23 protein-coding genes and 3 pseudogenes are annotated in these 17,675 nt (G+C 43.7%); 10 read left to right on the top strand and 16 right to left on the bottom strand.

Translation table 11 applies throughout. The features are described 5' to 3' along the window. Nucleotides 1-40: 40 nt before the first annotated feature. The 3 genes and pseudogenes from ACO6V5_RS05570 to ACO6V5_RS05560 form a co-directional block, all read right to left on the bottom strand. A complete protein-coding gene (locus ACO6V5_RS05570; protein WP_422413910.1) occupies nucleotides 41-655 on the bottom strand; it encodes a hypothetical protein in 615 nt (204 codons plus the stop codon). Nucleotides 656-1,435: 780 nt separating this feature from the next. Next, a pseudogene (locus ACO6V5_RS05565) lies at nucleotides 1,436-1,867 on the bottom strand (IS66 family transposase). Beyond that, on the bottom strand, nucleotides 1,845-1,997 hold the full coding sequence (locus ACO6V5_RS05560; RefSeq protein WP_422133943.1) for an IS66 family transposase: 153 nt from the start codon (nucleotides 1,995-1,997) through the stop codon (nucleotides 1,845-1,847). Before ACO6V5_RS05560 ends, ACO6V5_RS05565 begins: the two are co-directional and overlap by 23 nt. On the opposite strand from ACO6V5_RS05560, the gene ACO6V5_RS05555 reads away from it, so the two are divergent. The 6 genes and pseudogenes from ACO6V5_RS05555 to ACO6V5_RS05530 all read left to right on the top strand — a co-directional run bounded on the left by ACO6V5_RS05555 (nucleotide 1,996) and on the right by ACO6V5_RS05530 (nucleotide 5,963). After that, the gene (locus tag ACO6V5_RS05555) at nucleotides 1,996-2,799 is read left to right on the top strand and encodes a group II intron reverse transcriptase/maturase (RefSeq protein WP_422138097.1); all 804 of its coding nucleotides are present in this window, start codon (nucleotides 1,996-1,998) and stop codon (nucleotides 2,797-2,799) included. The two genes, ACO6V5_RS05560 and ACO6V5_RS05555, sit on opposite strands and share 2 nt — an antisense overlap. A 47-nt stretch (nucleotides 2,800-2,846) precedes the next feature. Then, a complete protein-coding gene (locus ACO6V5_RS05550; protein WP_422138098.1) occupies nucleotides 2,847-3,353 on the top strand; it encodes a helix-turn-helix domain-containing protein in 507 nt (168 codons plus the stop codon). A 93-nt stretch (nucleotides 3,354-3,446) separates the two neighbouring features. After that, nucleotides 3,447-4,070: a hypothetical protein gene (locus ACO6V5_RS05545; RefSeq protein WP_422413857.1), complete on the top strand. Its 624-nt coding sequence runs from the start codon at nucleotides 3,447-3,449 to the stop codon at nucleotides 4,068-4,070. Between the two features lie 748 nt (nucleotides 4,071-4,818). After that, a pseudogene (locus ACO6V5_RS05540) lies at nucleotides 4,819-5,178 on the top strand (group II intron maturase-specific domain-containing protein); the annotation flags it as partial. A gap of 144 nt (nucleotides 5,179-5,322) precedes the next feature. Beyond that, nucleotides 5,323-5,565, top strand: a complete 243-nt coding sequence (locus ACO6V5_RS05535; protein ID WP_422133948.1) for a FitA-like ribbon-helix-helix domain-containing protein — start codon at nucleotides 5,323-5,325, stop codon at nucleotides 5,563-5,565. Next, nucleotides 5,562-5,963 carry a type II toxin-antitoxin system VapC family toxin gene (locus ACO6V5_RS05530; RefSeq protein ID WP_422133949.1) on the top strand — a complete coding sequence of 134 codons (402 nt, stop codon included), beginning with the start codon at nucleotides 5,562-5,564 and terminating at the stop codon, nucleotides 5,961-5,963. Before ACO6V5_RS05535 ends, ACO6V5_RS05530 begins: the two co-directional genes overlap by 4 nt. Nucleotides 5,964-6,008: 45 nt before the next feature. On the opposite strand, the gene ACO6V5_RS05525 is transcribed toward ACO6V5_RS05530, so the two are convergent. Further along, complete coding sequence (locus ACO6V5_RS05525) at nucleotides 6,009-6,392, bottom strand: hypothetical protein (protein ID WP_422441838.1); 384 nt, start codon at nucleotides 6,390-6,392, stop codon at nucleotides 6,009-6,011. 93 nt (nucleotides 6,393-6,485) lie between these two features. On the opposite strand from ACO6V5_RS05525, the gene ACO6V5_RS05520 reads away from it, so the two are divergent. After that, nucleotides 6,486-8,050 (top strand): IS3 family transposase gene (locus tag ACO6V5_RS05520; RefSeq protein ID WP_422492065.1). Its coding sequence is split into 2 segments (ribosomal slippage): nucleotides 6,486-6,951 and nucleotides 6,951-8,050, totalling 1,566 coding nucleotides; the frame shifts between segments, so codons are not numbered across the junction. Nucleotides 8,051-8,075: 25 nt separating this feature from the next. Here ACO6V5_RS05520 and ACO6V5_RS05515 read toward each other — a convergent pair. Further along, nucleotides 8,076-8,342 (bottom strand): hypothetical protein, encoded by a 267-nt coding sequence (locus ACO6V5_RS05515; protein ID WP_422413476.1) that lies wholly within the window; start codon nucleotides 8,340-8,342, stop codon nucleotides 8,076-8,078. Between the two features lie 258 nt (nucleotides 8,343-8,600). On the opposite strand from ACO6V5_RS05515, the gene ACO6V5_RS05510 reads away from it, so the two are divergent. Continuing rightward, entirely contained in the window at nucleotides 8,601-9,401 is an 801-nt protein-coding gene (locus tag ACO6V5_RS05510; RefSeq protein ID WP_422413478.1) for a reverse transcriptase domain-containing protein, read from the top strand. Nucleotides 9,402-9,690: 289 nt separating this feature from the next. On the opposite strand, the gene ACO6V5_RS05505 is transcribed toward ACO6V5_RS05510, so the two are convergent. From ACO6V5_RS05505 to ACO6V5_RS05480, 6 genes are all read right to left on the bottom strand, one after another. Then, the gene (locus ACO6V5_RS05505; protein WP_422138102.1) at nucleotides 9,691-11,112 is read right to left on the bottom strand and encodes an ATP-binding protein; all 1,422 of its coding nucleotides are present in this window, start codon (nucleotides 11,110-11,112) and stop codon (nucleotides 9,691-9,693) included. A 146-nt stretch (nucleotides 11,113-11,258) separates the two neighbouring features. Further along, nucleotides 11,259-11,777: a GNAT family N-acetyltransferase gene (locus tag ACO6V5_RS05500; protein ID WP_422133952.1), complete on the bottom strand. Its 519-nt coding sequence runs from the start codon at nucleotides 11,775-11,777 to the stop codon at nucleotides 11,259-11,261. Between the two features lie 171 nt (nucleotides 11,778-11,948). Then, entirely contained in the window at nucleotides 11,949-12,209 is a 261-nt protein-coding gene (locus tag ACO6V5_RS05495; protein WP_422138103.1) for a helix-turn-helix domain-containing protein, read from the bottom strand. A 1-nt stretch (nucleotide 12,210) separates the two neighbouring features. Further along, a complete protein-coding gene (locus tag ACO6V5_RS05490; protein WP_422133954.1) occupies nucleotides 12,211-12,492 on the bottom strand; it encodes a type II toxin-antitoxin system mRNA interferase toxin, RelE/StbE family in 282 nt (93 codons plus the stop codon). A 103-nt stretch (nucleotides 12,493-12,595) separates the two neighbouring features. Continuing rightward, the gene (locus ACO6V5_RS05485) at nucleotides 12,596-13,132 is read right to left on the bottom strand and encodes a hypothetical protein (RefSeq protein ID WP_422133955.1); all 537 of its coding nucleotides are present in this window, start codon (nucleotides 13,130-13,132) and stop codon (nucleotides 12,596-12,598) included. An 87-nt stretch (nucleotides 13,133-13,219) separates the two neighbouring features. Beyond that, nucleotides 13,220-13,735: a GNAT family N-acetyltransferase gene (locus ACO6V5_RS05480; RefSeq protein WP_422133956.1), complete on the bottom strand. Its 516-nt coding sequence runs from the start codon at nucleotides 13,733-13,735 to the stop codon at nucleotides 13,220-13,222. A 225-nt stretch (nucleotides 13,736-13,960) separates the two neighbouring features. Here ACO6V5_RS05480 and ACO6V5_RS05475 point away from each other — a divergent pair, with 225 nt between their 5' ends. Together ACO6V5_RS05475 and ACO6V5_RS05470 are read left to right on the top strand one after the other, a co-directional pair. Continuing rightward, nucleotides 13,961-14,287, top strand: a complete 327-nt coding sequence (locus tag ACO6V5_RS05475; RefSeq protein WP_422413481.1) for a site-specific integrase — start codon at nucleotides 13,961-13,963, stop codon at nucleotides 14,285-14,287. 67 nt (nucleotides 14,288-14,354) lie between these two features. Further along, a pseudogene (locus ACO6V5_RS05470) lies at nucleotides 14,355-14,588 on the top strand (transposase); the annotation flags it as partial. 261 nt (nucleotides 14,589-14,849) lie between these two features. Here ACO6V5_RS05470 and ACO6V5_RS05465 read toward each other — a convergent pair. From ACO6V5_RS05465 to ACO6V5_RS05445, 5 genes are all read right to left on the bottom strand, one after another. Further along, nucleotides 14,850-15,191: a cupin domain-containing protein gene (locus ACO6V5_RS05465; RefSeq protein WP_422413483.1), complete on the bottom strand. Its 342-nt coding sequence runs from the start codon at nucleotides 15,189-15,191 to the stop codon at nucleotides 14,850-14,852. Nucleotides 15,192-15,215: 24 nt separating this feature from the next. Beyond that, nucleotides 15,216-15,644 (bottom strand): hypothetical protein, encoded by a 429-nt coding sequence (locus ACO6V5_RS05460; RefSeq protein WP_422138105.1) that lies wholly within the window; start codon nucleotides 15,642-15,644, stop codon nucleotides 15,216-15,218. A gap of 3 nt (nucleotides 15,645-15,647) precedes the next feature. Next, nucleotides 15,648-16,352 carry an aspartate/glutamate racemase family protein gene (locus ACO6V5_RS05455; protein ID WP_422138106.1) on the bottom strand — a complete coding sequence of 235 codons (705 nt, stop codon included), beginning with the start codon at nucleotides 16,350-16,352 and terminating at the stop codon, nucleotides 15,648-15,650. Between the two features lie 102 nt (nucleotides 16,353-16,454). Further along, nucleotides 16,455-16,859, bottom strand: a complete 405-nt coding sequence (locus tag ACO6V5_RS05450; RefSeq protein ID WP_422133961.1) for an ACT domain-containing protein — start codon at nucleotides 16,857-16,859, stop codon at nucleotides 16,455-16,457. 58 nt (nucleotides 16,860-16,917) lie between these two features. Next, nucleotides 16,918-17,556 (bottom strand): FMN-binding negative transcriptional regulator, encoded by a 639-nt coding sequence (locus tag ACO6V5_RS05445; RefSeq protein ID WP_422133962.1) that lies wholly within the window; start codon nucleotides 17,554-17,556, stop codon nucleotides 16,918-16,920. Nucleotides 17,557-17,675 lie beyond the last annotated feature (119 nt).

Here is a 17,675-nt window from a genome sequence, read left to right as displayed (position 1 = left end):
ACACCTTGTCCGAAAAATGCGTTTAATATACGTTCTTTTTCTAACGACACCCAGCTTCAGTTGCGATAAATTTTCTCAATTCCACAATAGATAAATGTCCCTGGCTATTCTTGACTACGAAGGCTCGTTTTTTAAAACTGATTGGTACGCACCTTGCTGGCTGTACAAGGTGGTTTTGCTCGTATAATTTTTGCTTGGCGATAGTGTGCTGCCTGGCCTTTCTCATGGAATCTATATTAGAGCAACTGCCAACAGCCTGCTTGATGTTTATTCTTTTTGCGCTCCAGAATTCGCTGATATCACCCTTCAAAATATCAAATTTCGACACATCGAATTCAAGATCTTCAAGATGACAATCCCCATTATTGCTATCAGTACTATCGATAGATCTTCTTTCTCTATCTAACCCTCGCGTTTCATTTGCTTTATCATCATGTGAGTCAAGACTCATATCATATGGTTTGGTCTCTAATGAAATATTGCCTGTCACCTCATCAAGTAATATTTCCCCCTCATAAATGGGGACATTATATTTCTTGGCTAACTCCAGCACGTCGTCAGCACTTTTATCATCCACTAGCCGGGAAAATGACTCAATATCAACCGTCGGTTCAGTTCCATTTTTGTCACTCAATGTTGGAACAGGATTAGCCATACACACTGAACAGGAAAAAAGAGAGATTGCAATAGATTGCACAAGCCGACATTCATTAATACTCCGAACCTTCATACTTCACCTCAATAGCCTAGGAGCCTGTCGGACTTAAGCGTCCGTAGCGAGGATTGCAAGAAATTGAGGATAAAAATCTCTGTTTCTGAGGAGAATAGCGAGCTATTTGACGAAGAAACAGAGATTTTTAGACCAATTTATTGCAACCGCAGTAGAACAGTCTTAAGTCCGACAGGCTGCTAGGAGGCTGACCGAGAATAGTCTGCCCTACTGTGGCGGCAGCAAATTGGTCTGAAAATCCGCTTTTGTTCGTCAAATAGCTCGCTATTCTCCTCACAAAACCGAATTTTCATCCTCAATTTTCTGCCGTCCTCGCTACGGGCGCTATTCTCGGTCAGCCTCCTAGGTTCCAAGAACATCATCTCACCATCACAAAGAGCGAGAAATACATAGGCAGTTTGACACATATTTTTGCATTTTCAATTTCCTTCATAAAAGCATAACGAATCTGTAGAAAAAGGAGATTGCTACCATACGCAGAGTCTGAATACGCTTCTCATCGCCCTCACGATACTGCTCGTTCTGTGCTTCCTGAACGTCGTGCTTCTGATGCTTTTTCATCAGATGGGCGATCATCTGCTCGAGCTTTTTCTGTTTACTGGGCAGTTCCTTATGTTATGTGTCCCACTCCATTCCTTGCGGGCATTGGACGACATTTTACGACCATCAATAGCAAACATCTCACGACCAACCCGCTTTAGCTGATCACAGGTCATGAGGATCTCTAGAAACAGCAGACTGACAGGCTTGTGCATACACCAGTGTGTACAGAACCGCACTGCTGCGTGCACCAGCAATACTGTCTGAGAATAGCCAGCCTTTGTGCCCCATCACGAAGGGTTTGATCGCCCGTTCTGATGCGTTGTTGTCAATGCCCACAAGACCATTGTCCAGTTAGCGAACAAGGTACGTCCACTGGTTCTGCATTTAGCGAATCGCCTCACCCAGCTTGCTTTTGGGGGTGACATTCAGCGCCTGTTTTTCCAGCCAAACCTTGATTTTGTCCATCACCGGACCGGCGTCGTTTTGCCTCGCCAGGCGTCGCTCATCCGGTGTTTTGTCCCGCACTCTCTGTTCTATGGCGTAGCCATCGCAGTGCAGAGTCCCCTGATAGTCAGCTAAAATGTTCAGATCCACGCCCCTGCTGGTATTCGTAGATGACAATGGGTTTACTGTAAGCACCATTGCGATATAGCCACATATACGACTTGCTGGCCGCCTCTCGCCCTGGTTCTTTCAGCACTTGTAGGGTTGTTTCATCCGCCATGATCGCCAGACCCGACAAGGCAAAAGTGAAATTTCTTGGGACGTATATTAAATCCGATCCCAAGGGGCACACTTCCAAACATAAAAGTGGCCATGCGAAACGGGCAACACTTGCACGTACTGGTGCGGGCACCATAAGGCTCGAAGCTCCGATCATGGAGCTGATGGGCAAACTGGTTGAGGATGGATTTGCTAAGAAAGGGTCTTTTAAGGGAAAAGCGCGTAGAGATTTAATCCCGAGACAGGAATGGGAAATAGTCATGTACTACAACTCGGTCTTGGGAGAAGTTCTAAACTATTACTCTTTCGCTGCCAACAGGTCAAAAATGAGCTGGATGGTATACACGCTTCAAAGATCACTGATGCATACATTAGCGAGCAGCAGGCGCTGTTCAACCCGGCAAGTTTTGAAGAAAGGCAACGGTAAGATTACAGCCTTGAAGACAACTAAAGATGGTATACGACAGGTTAATTTTAATGGATACGGCAATAACCTGTCCCTGAAGGTGAACCAAAAAGCATTTAATGTCAGCGGCAAAGGTCTTGATCCTGAGAAATTGTACCTGAAGCGAATAAACCAGCGAACAAGGAGCAAGCTGGGGTGTCACTGTGCAATTTGCGGTAAACCCGATGATATTGAGATGCATCATGTCCGGCATACCCGCAAGATGGGTCAGGAAGCCAAAGGCTTTAGCAAGGTAATGGCGCAAATCAACCGGAAGCAAATACCGGTCTGTCGTGACTGCCACATGAAAGTTTATGACGGAAAGTACGACGGCATGAAGCTGTCGGAACTAGTGTAGTGCGACCTAATTAAAAATACATAAAGACTCCTAACGGTCTACTATGGATGTTATTCCAACCACTGCCTGTTTTTACTATGCGAGTTGCCACAGAGATAATACTTGATGCTTCTGAAGAAGTACGACTCAGAAAGATTACTTCGTCAAATACTTGCCCTGTTCGCCTGGCCCGCCGTGCTCAGATTGTTCTTCTCGCTGCAGAAGGAAAAAGCAATCTTGAGATTGCGCAAATACTGAAGATCGGTCGTCATCAGGTCAGCCGCTGGCGTGACCGATATGCCCAGGAAGGCTTCTCCGGGATTGAACAGGATCGAGCTCGCAGTGGCCGTAAAAAGCAGATTGATGCTGCTGAGATTGTGAGTCTGACCACAAACACCCTTCCGGAAAATGCCACTCACTGGAGCACCCGAACTATGGCTGCTGTTAGCGGTATCAGTGAGAGAAGTGTTCGCCGGATATGGCATGCATATGGCCTCAAGCCTCACCTGGAAAAGACATTCAAGGTTACGGAGAAAGACCAGTCCTTACCCGATTTATGCACTGGTCTCGAATAGTTAGTATTGCTAACACACATGTTTGTATTGGTAGAACTACTTGGCAGCAGCATTGTCAGATTAGTAATTAAATTGATTATTAAGGAGGATAAAGTGCAAGGAATAGATCAGGTAAACTTATTACAACCAAGTCCGCAAGACGCATCAAACCAAGAAAACCTTTCGTCAGGTAAATTTGCTAGTAAATCTATAACCAGTACATCGCTGAGCTTTACTTATTTTCCTAAAAGCCAAGCTTTCATTTCAGCTGTAAAGCTAACGGAAAGAGAGGCTGCTCAGCAAGATGTATTAACAATATATTATCCTCCAGGTAAAATTTTTTTTAGCTTTGGAGAATGTCAAAATGCATTGGGTTATGATAGTGGAAGTATGATTTTTAGTTATCATCCAGACCATAAAGCAGAGTTACATAAGCCAGAAAATCCTACTAGTAAAAATCACAAGTTAGACGGTTGGCACTGCCATATCAAAGTAAATAGAGCAAAGCTTTCTGATTTCTTAGGGAAAGTTTTAACAAGGCATAATGTAGATACGACTGACGTTGCTCTTCATAAAAAACAATTTTTATATTCGATGTCTGCGCTCAGAGAAACACCCAGTCTCAGCGGGCTTACCTTTAAAGATGGCAGTATTACACAAAACTCTGAATGTACCAACATGAAAAAAAGCTTAGCTTTAAATAAAGCTGATTTTATGTCAGTTGAGCATATTGATTGAAGTGCCTAACGCTTGGTTCAGCTGCGCCGTAGGCGTCACCTGGAACCACTTGGTACGCCCGGCATGGGCATAAACTTATGGAGTGAAAGTCCCCTGTGAGTAAACCAGCATCGAATCTTGCGCCTAATAAGCCAACCGATGATAACCACTAGCTTAAGGCAAGTGCAATCCCGCGAGGGATTGTGCGGAGGCAGTCTAGGCTGCATAGGTGCGAGCCGACGTAGACTGGGCGTCCCCCAGAAATCGCATACAAGGCCGACTCTCGTGGGCAAGTGAGCCAAAGGTCAAAAAGCCTTCTGGTTTGAGAGATACGGTAAATGCGGCGGTCGTCTGCATGGATGCAGGACGCGGAAGCTTTGTGCACTGACGTGCGCCAAGCCATACTGGATGGAACATATAGGCCATCTCCGGTTCTTCAGGTTGTTATTGAGAAGCCCGATGGAGGAGAACGGTTGCTGGGCATTCCAACGGTTCAGGACAGGGTTATATAACAGGCCATAGTGCAGGTGTTGACCCCGATCTTTGACCCCGGATTCTCCAACAGCAGCTTTGGCTAAAGACCAGGAAAGTCTGCACGAGATGCTGTGCAACAGGTTAAACGCTATATCAAACAGGGGCTAAATCAGGCAGTTGACGTTGATCTGAGTAAATTCTTTGATACCGTCAGCCACGATGTACTCATGTCAAGAGTCTCTCGTAAGAAGAGCCTGCAACGCTTCAAACGGAAGATACTCAAACTCACCAGTCGCAGCTGGGAGTGTCAATGGATTACCGACTACGAAAGCTTGCCGAATATATCAGGGGCTGGATTGGTTATTTTAGGATAACCGAATATTACCGCCCCATACCGCAACTGGATCAATGGATACGTCGGCGCATCCGTTGCTGTTTTATCAAGCAGTGGCGTAAGCCGGAAACCTCTTATATAAATCTGATCAAGTTAGGCGTTGACCATGTCAAAGCCGCCTCGATCGCAGCCAGTAGCAAAGGGTATTACCGGTTGGCCAAAACCTTTGCAGTGCAGCAGGCATTGAACGACAGCTTTCTTGCAAACCTTGGACTTGTTTCTCTGAAAGACTTATGGATCAGGTTTCACCATCCTCGGTGAACCGCCCGGTGCGGATCCGCACGCCGTGGTGGTATGGGGGCTGGAGGTTAGAGACCTGCGGCTACCCGATTTTGGTGCGTTGTTTGACTGATTGACACTTTGCAACCATAATGAAACCATTATGACATTTCAGGAGGTTAAGCAATGCCAGCCATTACGGTTAAAAACATACCCGAAACTCTTTATAACAGGTTGAAAGAAGCGGCTTCCGCCCACCACAGAAGCATAAATAGTGAGTTAATTCATTGTCTTGAGCAAATGCTTTTGCCTAAGCGAGTGAACCCTTCCGAGCACTTGCAGCGTGCCAGAGAGCTACGTAGAGGGATTGATGCCAATCTGGTTGATATTGACGATATCCAAGATGCGATTAATAAAGGCAGAGCATGATTGTTGTTGATACCAATGTACTCGTTTATTTGTACTTGCCAACGAAATACACCCCGCATGCGGAAAAGCTTCTCGAAATTGACCCGTTGTGGGTTGCTCCTCACCTCTGGCGTAGCGAATTTAGAAATGTTTTAGCACTCTATCTGAGAAAGGAGCTTGTTACCTACGACAAAGCTCTCCAGATACAGAATGAAGCTGAAACATTAATGTCTGGTAATGAATATGACATCAAATCACTGAACGTGTTATCTCTTGTAAATCAGAGCAACTGCTCAGCATACGACTGCGAATATGTTTCTTTGGCTATGAACCTTGGGACAAAACTGTTCACGATGGACAAGAAGGTAATTTCTGAATTTCCTCTGATAGCAGAGCCATTGCGCGATGTGAAGTTGTGAGCACCTAACGCCTTAATAACCTGTGCCGCCAGGCAACAGGCTGATTTATTTGTTATCAGTTTTGCGCAACCATATTCGACCTACAAATGCATAAATAATTAATATTGCAAAGCACGCCCCCAAACCAACCCAATCCATATATTCTTTAAACATGAAGCCTGCAAAGATTACTAAAGCTATGTATAGAGCACCAAACAGATCGATTACAAAGTTATGTTTTGCATCCTGATTGATCAAGTAAAGCATCAGCAGTGCTATAGGATAAGCTACAGCAAAGCAGTATACACCCAACGCAATAAAAGCTAGTGAGGTATTTGCGAGTTCTGAATCAGGCACCCCACGGGTAACTATGAACAATCCTAACCCAATACCAACGAGCATACCGCTTGCGATAAAGCCGCAACTTATTCCTGCTCTACAAGGAGCCAAAAAGATTTTTTCGAACCCCTCTGTGTCAGAATAGATGTCGCCTCTTTTGATTCATGACTCTCAATAACTGAGAGCATTTAGAAAGAGGCTGTTATGACTCGCTACTCCAAAGAAATGAAAGAGTCCATTATCCAGAAGATGATGCCGCCAAATAATGTTTCCGTGGCTCAGCTTAAAAGAGAAACCGGCATTACTGATGCGACCCTGTATACTTGGCGCAAACAGGCAAAAGCGCAAGGTGTAGTCGTGCCCGGTGATGGTAAGAATCCTCAGCAGTGGAGTGCTGAAAACAAGTTCGCGGTTCTGATGGAAACCGCCAACATGAACACAACAGAGCTATCCGAATACTGTCGTAAGAAGGGTCTCTACTATGAAGACCTGCAGCAGTGGAAAGCTGATTTTATCGCAGGCAGCACAAAGCCTGCTGAATCCCGTCAGGTACAGGCCGCTGCTGCCAGACGAGATGACAAGAAGCGCATCCAGAAACTGGAAAAAGAACTCAAACGCAAAGACAAAGCACTTGCTGAAACCGCAGCACTGTTGGTTCTAACAAAAAAGGCAAACGCGATCTGGGGGGAGCGCGAGGACGATTGATTCCTCTCCCTGATCGCAAGGAAGCCGTTGCTTTAATCCAGGAAGCTGTTTCACAGGGTGCACGTAAAGTGAAAGCCTGTGCTGCGCTCAACCTGTCGATACGCACGGTTCAGCGCTGGCAAAAAGATGTAGAACAGGTGCGGGAAGATCAGCGTCAATACGCAGACCGGCCAATGCCTGCCAACCAACTAACCAAGAGTGAGCAAAACGAGATTCTGAAAGTCTGTAACAGCGAGCGATTCAAAAGTAAGTCGCCATGCCAGATTGTACCGACACTGGCCGACGAAGGTGTTTATATAGCTTCTGAGTCAAGCTTTTATCGAGTGCTGAAGGCCCATAATCAACAGCATCACCGCGGTCGCAGTCAGAAGCCCGCAAAGCGGAAGCCAACATCGCATCGGGCTACGGCACCGAATCAGCTCTGGTCGTGGGATATAACATTCTTGGGGTCGCCCATCAGGGGTAAATATTATTATCTCTATTTGGTTCTGGACGTCTATAGCCGCATGATTGTGACCTGGGAAGTCCATGAAAGGGAGTCCTCTGATCTGGCTGCTCAGATGATCCGCAAAGCCTTCATGCAGAATAAAATCAGCCTTCAGGAGCAACCACTGGTTCTGCACTCCGATAATGGCAGCCCAATGAAAGGGGCGACCATGCTGAGTACTCTTCAGCAGCTGGGTGTACAGACATCGTTCAGCAGGCCACGCGTGAGTAACGATAACTCATACTCAGAGTCAGGCTTCAGAACCATGAAATATCGTCCCGGGTATCCGAATCACTTCGCCAGTCTGGAGTCAGCCAGAGAGTGGGTGTATGGGTTCGTAAACTGGTACAACATGGAGCATAAGCACAGTGGCATCAAGTTCCAGACCCCCTACGACAGACACACAGGGAAGGCTCAGAAAAAGGTTCTGAATCGTGAAAGAGTTTACCGTAAAGCAAAAGAGCAACACCCTGAGCGATGGGGAAGCCGTGAAACCAGAAACTGGCAATTACCGGTAGAGGTGTGGCTTAACCCTGAGCGATCAGAGAATCAGCAGCATTGTGATTTAGCTGCATAAGTTGAGGCGACATCTACCTTGAAAGTTACCGGAACCACCACTTTTCATTATGGTTCTTAGTCCCTCCCCAAGTAACTAAAGCAGTAGCCAATAGACTTAGAATACTCAATATAAAGAAGTATCCGATCGAGATAGGTTCTTGAATCAAATTTAAGTACCAACCTGGCAAGTCCCCACTAAGATCTACAAAACAGCCACCCAGAACAACCAATAGCATTCCCGCAACCAGGAAAACAAAAAGGCTTTCAAAAGCCGAACCGATCGATGTTTTTTCAAACGTTGATTTACTCATAATGTATCCCTACTGATAACGCCTGCAGCAAGGGCGCGAACACAGTGAGCCTCCCTTTGACTGCACTTGTTAAAAGGCGGTTGCTGCCCAACGTGATTGTTTAATCCGTGCTCTCTGAGTTTGTGGCCAACAGGTTAGGCTGGATGCTCAAAGTTTGATGCTTGCCTGACCATATCTAACCTTTCCATTACTGCCAACGGTATCGATGGCGTCGTCATTGAGGCTTACCCTGACCTTGCCAAACAGCACTGGCCTTCAGTGCGCCAAGCCATACTGGATGAAACATATAAGCCATCTCCGGTTCTTCGAGTTGTTATTGAAAAGCCCGGTGGAGGAGAACGGCTGCTGAGCATTCCAACGGTTCAGGACAGGGTTATACAAGAGGCCAGAGTGCAGGTGTTGACCCCAATCTTTGACCCCGGATTCTCCAACAGCAGCTTTGGCTACAGACCAGGAAAGTCTGCACAAGATGCCGTGCAACAGGTTAAACGCTATATCAAACAGGGGCTACATCAGGCAGTTGACGTTGATCTGAGTAAATTCTTTGATACCGTCAGCCACGATGTACTCATGTCAAGAGTCTCTCGTAAGATTCACGACAAGCGCCTGTTAAAACTGATTGGCCGCTTCCTCCGCGCTGGTTTCATGATCGATGGGCAATGCTACCCTACCCGGGTAGGCATGCCACAGGGCGGTCCTCTTTCACCGCTGCTGTCCAATGTACTTCTCGACGACCCGGACAAGGAACTGGAATACCGGGGCCACTGTTTCACCCGTTACCTTGAGCGCCCATTAAAACTGACCGTCAACGCCACCAAAAGCAAAGTGGTGAAAGCCACTGAAGCCGAGTTCCTGAGTTTTACCTTCACAGGGAAGCGAATCCTCTGGTCAGAGAAGAGCTTGCAACGCTTCAAACGGAAGATATTCAAACTCACCAGTCGCAGCTGGGGAGTGTCAATGGATTACCGACTACGAAAGCATGCCGAATATATCCGGGGCTGGATGGGTTATTTCAGGATAACCGGATATTACCGCCCCATACCGCAACTGGATCAATGAATACGTTGGCGCATCCGTTGCTGTTTTATCAAGCAGTGGCGTAAGCCGGAAACCCGTTATATAAATCTGATCAAGTTAGACGTTGACCATATCAAAGCCGCCTCGATCGCAGCCAGTAGCAAAGGGTATTACCGGTTGGCCAAAACCTTTGCAGTGCAGCAGGCATTGAACGACAGCTTTCTTGCAAACCTTGGGCTTGTTTCTCTGAAAGACTTATGGATCAGGTTTCAACATCCTCGGTGAACCGCCCGGTACGGATCCGCACGCTACGTGGGGTGGGGGTTGGAGGTTAGTATCCTCCGGCTACCCGATTTAGCCCTCCGAGTATATTTGTTCCCAAGGTGTATGCGTAAGCAGCACTAGGCCTATATCGTAGCTTAACACCATCAACGGTTTGTTTCTGAGTTATTGTTTTTGTGGTTACTAAGCCATCATCTAAATCATGCTGCTTTATAAATGCGATAATCCCCTTTAGAACTCTAGAGTCAGAGCATGGTAAATCAGACCACTTTACTTCAACACACCAGTAAGGCTTTTGAGTTGCAAGATTTAACCACACAATATCAACTTCGCCTGCCTTCCAACGAGCATAGTGTAAGTTTTCTATATTGGGATTATGTACCCACTGACTGAAGATTGCTGTTTCTGTCAAGGTTCCCATTGCTTCATGGTTTCCCTCCACAGGGCCAAAAAGAGCGGCCCTCATTGAAGGGTTTGTAAGATATACCTTAAACGTTGTTGCCCTTTTGAATTTTTTTGCACTAATATCTACACGATGAATAATCTTTATTAGAAAAGCAGCTTCTAAATACTCAATATATTTTTTTATGGTATTTTTTGAAACACCTGACGACTTTGACAATGACTCTAAAGTTATTTCATTACCTGTGTTATAGGCTATAGCATTAAAAAGTTTATTCAATTCTTGAACATCATTTATCCCATAAAGACTTGGCAAGTCTCTTAAAAGCACTTTATCAATTATGTCACTCTTTATATATCTAGAGCTGTCTTCTTGTATCAATGATGAAAATACAGCTTCAGGATAACCACCATAGTTAAGATAGTTTACAAACTCTTTGTTTAGTTCTTCTATATCTAATGCTTCCCAAAATTCATCATCATAGCTCATGAGTTTATCTGACTTATTGATAAACGAAATGTACTCAGCGAATGTTAGAGATGGGAGATGAAATTCTGTGAACCGACCTGCACCTGATTCACGGCTTTTCAATTTAAGAGCAGCAGCGGCTGAACCTGTGGCAATATACTTATGAGATGCATATGAATCAACAAGTGATTTTAAATGAACTTCCCAGTTTGGAAGATATTGTATCTCATCAAAAATTATATAGAGTTTGCTATCTCTCTTATGCTTAAATTCTTCATTAAAAAAATTTAAAATTTGTTCAAGCGAAAGACCCGTATATATAGGTGTTTCCAAAGAAACATAAAGAATGCTGGTCGGACTAACACCTTCTTCAAGTAACTTTCCAATTGTATGGTAAACCATAACAGTTTTACCAACTCGTCTAGGCCCCATTAAGACAGCAGCTCTATTTATAGATGACTCTCTAACCAATTCAAAGAAAGGAGTAAAGTAAAACCTCTTGGGATAATTTTGGTACCTAGATTCAATATTGGAGGTTTCCCACCATGGGTTATCAAAGTAGAGGCGCTTTATTATTTCATTGCCAGATATAGTTAACATGAAAATTACTATAAGATCAATTTATTGATTTTAAGTTTACTCTGGAGCCAAATAAAGTCAAGGGATTGATCTTAGCTAGATTTAGGAGGGCTAACGCTTGCAGCAAGGGTGGCGAACGCAGTGAGCCATCCCTTTGCCTGTAACTGTTATGTTGCATGTGGATGGCGGTAGATTTGCCAGAGCCCACCTCTGAACTCTGTTTCTTTTTCGAGATTTGCACCTACAGATTTCGCTAGCTTTATTGATGCCAAGTTCTCTGAATGAATAAAACTTATCAAAGACAAATCTGGCATATATTTTTTGCCAGTTGCTTGAACAATCAGAGTTGCCTCCTTTGCAAAGCCATGTCCCCAGAACTCCGGAGCCAGTGCCCACTTTATTTCTGGAGATGGCCAGTCGTTAGGATACCAGAAGCCTACTGGACCCAGTACAGCGTTACTGGACTTTTCTACAACAGCATAAGGGCCATAACCTCGTAGTTGCCAATGGCCAATCATTCCTGCCATAGCTCTCCATGTTTCACCCTCTGTAAAAGAGCGACCAGTTGTGAATTTTGTAGCTACTGAGTCACAATAATATTTGTGCAAATCAACCCAATCACCGTCTTCGAATTGTCTGAGAATTAATCTCTCTGTTTCCAACACTTTGGGGACAAAAAAGTCCATTTGATGAATGACTCCTTTGATTTGTATGCAACATAACGCCTAAATCAGGTGTGCTGTAGGCGTCACCTGAATTTTTTTATGCGTCTGTTTGATACACCATGATCGTTGTTGTTACAGAATTCTGCTCTGCTTGATGTAATGCTTGAAAGCCATGTTTGAGATATAAAGCAATTAAGCCGCTGATTCTTGATTAATATCCCAACCAGGAAAGACTAGAACGGCTGGATGACATTTTAAAGCACGAGCTAAGATCTTGGCCCTTTCAACTCCAAGATTGACTCGATTATTTTCGATTGCAGAAAGTGTAGACTGCGGTATCCCAGTTATTTCCGCAAGTTCATTCTGACTGAGCTCTTGAAGCTCTCGTACAATCCGAACCGAATCGCCCACTGACACCTCTACATGACGTTTAGCTTTCCTGTATTCGCTCATTTCATTTTCTCCTGTAGTCGTGTGGAGTTACTTTTACGACCTGCACAAGAACATTGTCTTTCTCAACTTTGTAAATCACTCTATATCGCATATTTAGGCGTGATGATCGAAAGCCCTTCCACTCTCCACGTAGGGCCTCATCATTAAACCCACGAATCTGTTTTAGGCCTCCAGGGCCTGAGATCATTACGATATCCTTCCATTTTTCATACCTTTGCAAGACATCCTTCGGAATTTTTCGAAGCTGACCAGCCAATTTCTTATGTTCGTATATTTCCCACATACCAAATATAGTATATATATCATTTATAGTATGTCAATGATAGGTAATGCGGTTTAACGCCGCCAGCAGCGGAGAGCGTAGCGATTCCGACTGACTGGCCTTGTTATGCTTTTTCTATCGTCATAGTATTTTTTTTCGGCACAGACAAAACTAAAACATAGCCTAATATGACTGGAAGGGTGGCCCACTTAAAAACAGCAAGCCAAGAATGGATTAAAAATATATCATCCGAAAAAATTGCAGTATTTTCTAAAAAACGAAGTTCAATAGTGTTTTCAATGCAATCGAGTATTCCTGCTAGAAAAGCTAGGTATACAACCCAAGTATAAGAAAAGTGCTTAGATTTGTTGTTCTTGAAAATAAGAAATGACAATAATGATGAAAAAAACAAAGAGTAAGATACAGCATAGATATAGTCAGTAAATATCAATGATTTAAAATTGTTTATACCAGAATCCCCCCAATGTCTCACCAACTCGATACCAACCGATTTATTAAAAGCCAGCTGCAAGCCAATAACTTCAAACCCATTTTTACCATCAATTAAAGGATTTACATAAAACATGACAATTGAAAACATAATGCATGTAGATATCAATGAACATATTATTAGTACTTTGTTGTTTAGTTTATCTAACATATTAAATCCTATTATTATAAACGTACGTAGCATAACGCTTGCAGCAAGTGTTGCGAACGCAGTGAGCCATCCCTTTGCCTGTAATTGTTATGTTGCATGTGGATGGCGGTAGATTTGCCAGAGCCCACCTCTGAACTCTGTTTCTTTTTCGAGATTTGCACCTACAGATTTCGCTAGCTTTATTGATGCCAAGTTCTCTGAATGAATAAAACTTATCAAAGACAAATCTGGCATAATTTTTTTGCCAGTTGCTTGAACAATCAGAGTTGCCTCCTTTGCAAAGCCATGTCCCCAGAACTCCGGAGCCAGTGCCCACTTTATTTCTGGAGATGGCCAGTCGTTAGGATACCAGAAGCCTACTGGACCCAGTACAGCGTTACTGGACTTTTCTACAACAGCATAAGGGCCATAACTTCGTAGTTGCCAATGGCCAATCATTCCTGCCATAGCTCTCCATGTTTCACCCTCTGTAAAAGAGCGACCAGTTGTGAATTTTGTAGCTACTGAGTCACAATAATATTTGTGCAAATCAACCCAATCACCGTCTTCGAATTGTCTGAGAATTAATCTCTCTGCTTCCAACACTTTGGGGAGAAAGTCCATTTGATGAATGATTCCTTTGATTTGTATGCAACATAACGCCTAAATCAGGTGTGCTGTAGGCGTCACCTGAATTTTTTTCATGCGTCTGTTTGATACACCATGATCGTTGTTGTTGAACCAAGCCGCTAACGCGGCAAAAAAATACCGTTCATCCCAGCCACCCCAACATTGCCAATACTTCCTGATATCCGTACCACTCCGGCGCGGCTTATATAAGGAAGCAACATGGAACGTTCTGAGCAAATCCGGTTTGACAAACTGTATCAAAAACACATCACCACCCTGAAACTTCAGGGCAAAAGTAAATCAACCATTGATCTATACAGCAGACCAATTCGGCGGCTGGCAACCTTCTTTGATCGTTGTCCTGACAGACTCAGCCCTGAGGATTTAAAAACCTATTTTGCCGCCCTTCTGGAAAGCCATTCCTGGAGCAAGGTCAAAACCGATTGTAATGGCCTGCAGTTTTTCTGGAAACATGTTCTGGGAAACCCTGTGGCTTTGTTGAAATCATCAAACCACCGACCGTCAAGCGACTGCCCGTTGTCCTGAAGCCTGCAGAGGTAGAACGACTGCTCAATACTGCACGGAAACTGCGCTATTACACCATTCTGTTGACACAGGAGAAGACTTCCTGTGGCTGGTACTGAAACATGTATTACCCAGGCGACTTCGACGATCGCGGGATTACGGATTTTTACACAGCAACGCAAAAAAACAATTATCACTGGTGCAACTGGTTTTAAATGTGATGGTCAAAGCATTCGAACCCGTGATTCGCCCGAAATTCACATGCAGGCGTTGCGGTGAGCCTATGAAACACATTGCGTTCAGCTTCCTGAAACCGACCTGAGCTATTGTCACATCAACAAACACCGCCATTCACAAGCAAGGAGGAAATGTAAGCTCAGCCAGACAGATCCGATATACCCAAGACTACCGTAATGCAGTGGTCTGGAGACACTCATCCTGAATAAATAGCGTTCAGAAAAAACGTTTTGATTCAAGGTCCGCCAGATAAGTAAACTTCAATAGACCTTTCTTACCAGAATTCAACCTGGGCTTGTGCAACAACAGGATAAGATTGCGGCTGGGCGCAATCTATCCTTATTCGTTATGCCCATGCTTCGATACGATCACCATGACTCGGCGGAACAGATGTGACAACAAAAACCAAATCTTGAGAGCTTGTATTTTTAAGCTGATGTGGGACTTTAGCCGGAATATGCAAGCCTTGTCCTGTAATCAACGAATGAACCACTCCATCAGCTTCAATAACTGCGTTACCAGATAATATGTAGAAAAACTGCTCTGACTTTTGGTGAAAATGTCGAATTTCACTACAGCCACTGGGAACACGCTCTTGGATTACACTGAGCATGGCAGACTTTACGAGATGCCAACCATCACACTTTTCGCCCCATTTGTAATGCTTGGCAGTATCTATAGAAACCACTTTCATTGCTTGCCTTTTTTTAACTTATGCTGGTTCTTTGCTTCTAGTAATTTCCTGAACTAACTCATTAAATTCACAATTTGCTGATATTTCCCAAGCATAATCTTCAGCGTATTGTGGGAGTGTGTGAATTATGTTATTGAAATATGTTTTCCTATTCTCATATCCAAGCCAATCAAAAAGGCTCCTGAGAACTTTTCTCGAAGCTTCGTCTTTCCCTTGAAGGGATAAATGACATGCTAAAGAAAAATAATTTCTGAACATCATATCTGTTCGGTTTGCCTTGTGGGACTCAATGATCTCTATGAGTTTTAGGAGTGATTCTTTTTTAGCCATTATATTTTTCTCACCGGTCAGATTGTAATTTGTTTTCTTGGTATAAGGGCATAACGCCTGCCTGTGCGGCACCGCTGCAAGCGGCGTCCCAGGAAGCTTGCTGCCGACACCACGCACTTGTTATGCGGCACTTTGACTGGTTGCCAACTTCACAGCTTGTGCTGCATGAATTTGTGTTGTGTCGTATAGCGGGATATTTGTATGCTGCTGTTGAACAAGCAACGCAATTTCAGTACAACCAAGAATTACCGCTTCTGCTCCTTGCGAATATAAGTTGCTGATAATTTCGAGATATTTTTCTCTCGATTCATCATTAATTTCACCAAGGCACAGCTCATTGTAAATTACTTGATGAATAATGTTTTGATCTTGATCGTTTGGAACAATAACCTCTATACCATAATTTTCTGAAACTCGATTTTTGTAAAAATCTTGCTCCATTGTGAATTTTGTACCAAGCAAACCAACCCGCTTTATTCCATCAGTGATAAGTTTTTCTGCGGTTGCGTCTGCAATATGAACAAGTGGTATTGAAATAGAAGATTGAATCTCTTCTGAAACCTTGTGCATTGTATTTGTACAGATGAGGATAAAATCAGCTCCACCCGCTTCAACTGATTGAGCGGCTTGAGAAAGAATTTTTCCTGTCTTATCCCAGCAACCAGAATGTTGCAGCTTTTCTATTTCATCAAAGTCAACACTATAGAGGCAGATTTTGGCGGAATGTAAGCCACCAAGTACTTCTTTGATACCTTCATTTATTGCTTTGTAATAGCTTGCGGTAGATTCCCAACTCATTCCTCCAAGCAGACCAATAGTTCTCATATTTTTCTCGTTTTACTCAATTGTTGATTTGTGCCACATAACCGCCTACATGTGGGGCGCCGTAGGCGACCCAGCCAGCTTGCTGGCGACACCATGTGCTTGTTAGCCGTTTTTCCCCGATATTTCGTGCAAAGCAGCTAATGCGGCGTGAGCTTTTTCAGATTGAACAAAAACATGATCATGAAAATATGCTGCAATTACATTTGCACTGACACCTTTTGACGCAAGTTTGTTTGATATTGCTGCTGTTAAGCCAACAGCCTCCAAGCTTGAATGCACAGTTAAAGTGATTTGCTTGTAGGTATTTTCAAAACTAATGCCAGCACTTTCAGCAGATTTTTTTGGTAAAACCAATGTTAAGCCCTCTGATTCATTGAAAGTAGCAAGAGGGTTTAAATTAATATACTCGGACAGTTGACCTGATACATTGCAAAATACAAATTCATCCTCAACTAGCACTGGGTTCATACTTTCCAGAAGTTTTCCAAGATCTACTATTCCTGACATTACGATACTTCTCGATGTTATTATGACGGCTAACGCTTGCAGGCTGCGTCCCAGACAGTTAGCTGCGTTCTGATTGTTGCATTTTTTTGGACACAGAAATATCTGAATTGTTTTCTGAAGCCGCCAAACCGTTTACGACACCTGAATAGTCTGATGCTGTTTTATTTTGACTTAACTTGAAGTTACCAACTATATCATCAATAACGACCTCCAAACCAACAACAGCATTTATCAGTTTTTTAGTGAACTCAAACGGAGCATCTGAAACTGACCAAGGAAGGGTTTGGTTTAGTTCATGAAAGTCAGAAATATTGTTGAGCAGCTGAATAATCCAGTCACTTTCATGTCTGAAAAAAATTCGACCTCTAACGTGTACGACAGAGTAATTCCATGTTGGAACGACTTTACCCGTTTCTTTCTTTGATGGATATAAATTCGGGCTGATATAAGCGTTTGGTCCATGAAAGATAAGCAGAACCTCCTGACCGTCTGAGACCTTTTTCCATAAAGGGTTTACTTTTGCAATATGGCTTTGAAGTATTACCTGTGCATTCTTTCGTTTCTGAAGATAAAACGGAATATGGTCAGCATCCAAAGTATTTTCAGCTGAAACTATTAGAGTGCCAAGCGGATGCTCTTGAATAAACTCATACAATTTATCCAAGTTTTCTTCTTTAAATTTTGATGGAATGTGCATATTTACTCTTAGCAGCTGACGCCTGCATCAGGTACACCATAGGCTTCACCTGAAGCACTTGGTACGCCCGGCATGGGCATGAACTTATGGGGTGAAAGTCCCCTGTGGGTAAACCAGCA

It is taken from the genome of Endozoicomonas sp. ALD068 (assembly GCF_049310145.1).
GTDB lineage: Bacteria > Pseudomonadota > Gammaproteobacteria > Pseudomonadales > Endozoicomonadaceae > Endozoicomonas_A.
This window is presented reverse-complemented; position numbering and strand designations above follow the sequence as displayed.

Coding starts and splice junctions, on each gene's coding strand:
- ACO6V5_RS05570 (WP_422413910.1), bottom strand. CDS start 655: ATGGCTAATCCTGTTCCAACATTGAGTGACAAAAATGGAACTGAACCG.
- ACO6V5_RS05555 (WP_422138097.1), top strand. CDS start 1,996: ATGATCGCCAGACCCGACAAGGCAAAAGTGAAATTTCTTGGGACGTAT.
- ACO6V5_RS05560 (WP_422133943.1), bottom strand. CDS start 1,997: ATGGCGGATGAAACAACCCTACAAGTGCTGAAAGAACCAGGGCGAGAG.
- ACO6V5_RS05550 (WP_422138098.1), top strand. CDS start 2,847: ATGTTATTCCAACCACTGCCTGTTTTTACTATGCGAGTTGCCACAGAG.
- ACO6V5_RS05535 (WP_422133948.1), top strand. CDS start 5,323: ATGCCAGCCATTACGGTTAAAAACATACCCGAAACTCTTTATAACAGG.
- ACO6V5_RS05530 (WP_422133949.1), top strand. CDS start 5,562: ATGATTGTTGTTGATACCAATGTACTCGTTTATTTGTACTTGCCAACG.
- ACO6V5_RS05515 (WP_422413476.1), bottom strand. CDS start 8,342: ATGAGTAAATCAACGTTTGAAAAAACATCGATCGGTTCGGCTTTTGAA.
- ACO6V5_RS05505 (WP_422138102.1), bottom strand. CDS start 11,112: ATGTTAACTATATCTGGCAATGAAATAATAAAGCGCCTCTACTTTGAT.
- ACO6V5_RS05500 (WP_422133952.1), bottom strand. CDS start 11,777: ATGGACTTTTTTGTCCCCAAAGTGTTGGAAACAGAGAGATTAATTCTC.
- ACO6V5_RS05495 (WP_422138103.1), bottom strand. CDS start 12,209: ATGAGCGAATACAGGAAAGCTAAACGTCATGTAGAGGTGTCAGTGGGC.
- ACO6V5_RS05490 (WP_422133954.1), bottom strand. CDS start 12,492: ATGTGGGAAATATACGAACATAAGAAATTGGCTGGTCAGCTTCGAAAA.
- ACO6V5_RS05485 (WP_422133955.1), bottom strand. CDS start 13,132: ATGTTAGATAAACTAAACAACAAAGTACTAATAATATGTTCATTGATA.
- ACO6V5_RS05480 (WP_422133956.1), bottom strand. CDS start 13,735: ATGGACTTTCTCCCCAAAGTGTTGGAAGCAGAGAGATTAATTCTCAGA.
- ACO6V5_RS05475 (WP_422413481.1), top strand. CDS start 13,961: ATGGAACGTTCTGAGCAAATCCGGTTTGACAAACTGTATCAAAAACAC.
- ACO6V5_RS05455 (WP_422138106.1), bottom strand. CDS start 16,352: ATGAGAACTATTGGTCTGCTTGGAGGAATGAGTTGGGAATCTACCGCA.
- ACO6V5_RS05450 (WP_422133961.1), bottom strand. CDS start 16,859: ATGTCAGGAATAGTAGATCTTGGAAAACTTCTGGAAAGTATGAACCCA.
- ACO6V5_RS05445 (WP_422133962.1), bottom strand. CDS start 17,556: ATGCACATTCCATCAAAATTTAAAGAAGAAAACTTGGATAAATTGTAT.